Raw genomic sequence first — 3135 nt, forward strand, 5'->3', positions numbered from 1 at the left:
CCCTTTCGAAAAAATCACGAATCGGTCCAAACATTCTTCACGAATGCTCCGAATCACACGCTCCACGTGTGCGTTCAAGTTCGGCGAACGGGCCGGCAATTTGACCGTGGTCACACCAGTTGCCGCCAAGGTGGCCTTAAACTTTTCGCCGAAAACCGCCGCTCGATCATGAATCAAAAACGAGCCCTCTTTCAGGAAACCGTGTTCCTCGTCCGTTTCGTTGCGTGCGACCTGCACCGGCCATGCCTGCGTCGGCTCGTTCACAATGCCGGCGATGTGGATCCTTCGCGTCGCCAACTGCATCATAACCAAGACATGCACCCGCTGAATCCCCCAACCACGGGTCAGTTCCACCGTGACGAAATCGGCGGCGACCATGCTCGACCACTGCTGCTCCAAGAAACAACGCCATGAGCGCGAGCGTTTCGGGGCCGGACTCAAACCCGCGTCTTCCAGAATCCGAGCCACGGTGTTTTTTTGAAAGCGTTACCCCGAGATGCTTCAGCGCCCCGACAATCCGTCGGTAACCCCAACTTGGATTTTGTTCGGCCAAACGCTGCACCAAAGCGACCGTCTCAGGCGAAGTGACCGGCCGTCCTTGCCGGCCACGCGTTTCGGGCCTATATTTTTGATGAACCAACCTTCGATACCAACGCAAAAACGTGTCCGGGCTGTAACTCAGGGTCGCAATACTTTGCAAAAAATCATTGGGCACGGCCCTTGCCAGGATCGCAAGCCGGCGCCGCTGCTGATCGGTCAAACGTTTATCCCTACCATTATTTAATGAACGAATCGTTTCTCGCTGAACCTGAATCAGGCACAAAAGAAAATCAAGCACGACCTTTTGCCGCGTTTCCACCTTTCCAAGAAACAGGACCAACCACAGCACGTTCAGCCAGGACATCGCTTCTCCTTTGGTAACCGTCCAAGTTGCATATTCTTTCGTTGATTGACAACCAAATATAGAAAACAGGCAAAATCCCAAAACCCAAGTGGGGTGTTGCACCATCGCAACACCCCGCTGTTTACCGGAACAGGGCGACCTTTTAGCCGGACGGCAAGCAGGGGACGCGGGCAGTCTTACGCAACGCATGACCATCACGGGCGCCTGACCGAGGTCGTGGACGCCGCGGACGAGCATTACAAAACCACGCATGACGATCACGGGCGCCTGACCGAGGTCGTGGACGCCGCGGACGAGAACGACAAAACCATGCTTGCCTACCACGGCGATACCGAGGTCGTCACCACCCGCACCACGCCCACGGCCACCTTCACGTACACCGTCACCCCCGGCACCGGGGTTTTGGTGGACGGGCTCACCATCACACCGAGCGAGGGCCAACCGGAAACCGTCCCGTTGAAAATCGATGGGCTCGGTCGGACCGCCGTCACGCGTATGGCCGGGATTGGCGCCGTCCGTCACAGAACCGACGCCTTCGGCAACCCCTGAGCGTCGCCAAAGAAACAAGCGGCGCGGCGGCCTCAACCAAAAACCAGGAAGCACTTTTCTCGTGGGAATACGCGCAGGGCAAGGTCGCCTTCACCGACCATTGGAACGCGCGCGCCCTGGAATCAAACGCGGTTGGCGACACCTGGCTGGACAGCACGCTGACCGAACAATTGAAGCCGCTGCCTTTCGAAGCAACCATCAATAAGCGCAGCGAGGGGCGACCCAACATCGTCCCCGAGACCACCAAAACCATCAACACGACCATCACCACGGCCATCAAAAACGACCGGTTGGTGCGGATCGTTAAGAACGAGACAAGTGGGATTCAACGGGAAATGGAAATCGACGGTTTGGGCCAGGTCGCACGCCTCAAAAGCGGGAATCGCTCGCTGACCGGGAGTTTGCCCCACCAGGGCCACGGCCGCTACGCGCGCTGGACCGGCGCCGACGGCCGAACCTTGAACCTCACCTACAATGATGCGACCCAGCTCACCGGTGCCGCTCGGGCCGACCTAGGCTGGACCGCGTTATACGATACGCGGGGCCGGGTAGCGCAAACCACCTCGGCCCGCGATCTCACCTTGTCCTACCAGTACCAAGGCATCAGCGGCATGTTGAACAGCGTGGCAACCCAACAGGCCAACCGCGCCGGCGGCCCGCTGCTCGAAACGTCGGGCGAAGCGCTAAGCACGGCCCGACAAACCCATCGTTCGTGGCTCGGGGACGAGGTGTTGGTGGAACAGGAGATCGAGCGCATTGGTGAAACCACCGTCACCCGCGGCGAGCACAAGGCAACCGTCAATCACGACAGCGACACCTATCTCTTAAAAGACATCACCAACTTTTCGGGTGAAACCGCCGAGGTCACCTGGGAACACGCCAACAAGGTCGTTAAGGTCAAGGCGCCGGACGGCACCACCGCCGCTTCCGCCTTCGATCAACACGGCAACCTCTATGGCGCCGGTGTGATCGACACGGAAGGCGCGGAGGTCAACACCCTGCAGGTCTTCCGAGACGCCGAGCAACGCGTCAAGTACCTGGTCACACCAAGGGACACGCTCGAATACATCTACGACGGTTGGAACCTAACCGGCGTCCGCGGCGAGAACGGTGCCGAGGTGGGTTTTAGCTACGACAGCGGGCATAGTCGGCCCAAAACCATCACCATGAAACAGGGCGGCCAACTCGAGCAGGAAATCGCCGTCAGCTACCACGCCAACGGCAACCCAAGCTGCGTCACCGTCGAAGCGCCCGGCCGGCTACCCGAAAGTTTTCACTACAACGCATTCGGCGACTTGATCCGCCACCAGCGACCCCACCAAGCCTCTTCCACCGTGAGCTTCAACGCCTGGGGCGCGCCGAAAACCGTGACCACCGCGGCGGGAACCTTCAACCTTTTCGAGGAAGGTGCTTCCAACACCCTCACCTTCCCCAACGACGTCACCATTGAGATCAACGCGCGCGGCCTGCAGGAGTCCATCGCCTACCCCGGCCTGGCGGCCAAAAGGTTCAGCTATGACGCGGACGGCCGCTTAACCGGCGTGTTCGAGGGCGAAAGCCACCAAGCCCTGGCGACCACCTGGGAAAACGGGCGCATCACCCAAATCACCAGCACCGCGCCCGGCGGCAATGTCCCCGTCGCGAAACGCGACGCCGTCGCAAGCGAAACCATCACACCGACA

Annotated in this window: 3 protein-coding genes; 2 read left to right on the top strand and 1 reads right to left on the bottom strand. The window is 59.8% G+C overall.

Annotation, left to right across the window (positions count from 1 at the left end; translation table 11 throughout):
* Positions 1-166: 166 nt before the first annotated feature.
* A complete protein-coding gene (locus tag J3U88_RS33930) occupies positions 167-904 on the bottom strand; it encodes a hypothetical protein (protein ID WP_207863665.1) in 738 nt (245 codons plus the stop codon).
* A 96-nt stretch (positions 905-1000) separates the two neighbouring features.
* Between J3U88_RS33930 and J3U88_RS33935 the strand changes: the two genes are divergently transcribed.
* Together J3U88_RS33935 and J3U88_RS33940 are read left to right on the top strand one after the other, a co-directional pair.
* On the top strand, positions 1001-1453 hold the full coding sequence (locus J3U88_RS33935) for an RHS repeat domain-containing protein (protein ID WP_207863666.1): 453 nt from the start codon (positions 1001-1003) through the stop codon (positions 1451-1453).
* 170 nt (positions 1454-1623) lie between these two features.
* Positions 1624-3135 (top strand): RHS repeat domain-containing protein (locus tag J3U88_RS33940; RefSeq protein WP_207863667.1); only part of this gene is annotated, 1512 nt, incomplete at its 3' end.

The sequence above is a fragment of the Acanthopleuribacter pedis genome (assembly GCF_017377855.1).
Lineage (GTDB): Bacteria > Acidobacteriota > Holophagae > Acanthopleuribacterales > Acanthopleuribacteraceae > Acanthopleuribacter > Acanthopleuribacter pedis.

Bases quoted from the DNA above. Each gene is read 5' to 3' on its own strand.
- J3U88_RS33930 (WP_207863665.1), bottom strand. From the start codon at position 904: ATGTCCTGGCTGAACGTGCTGTGGTTGGTCCTGTTTCTTGGAAAGGTG.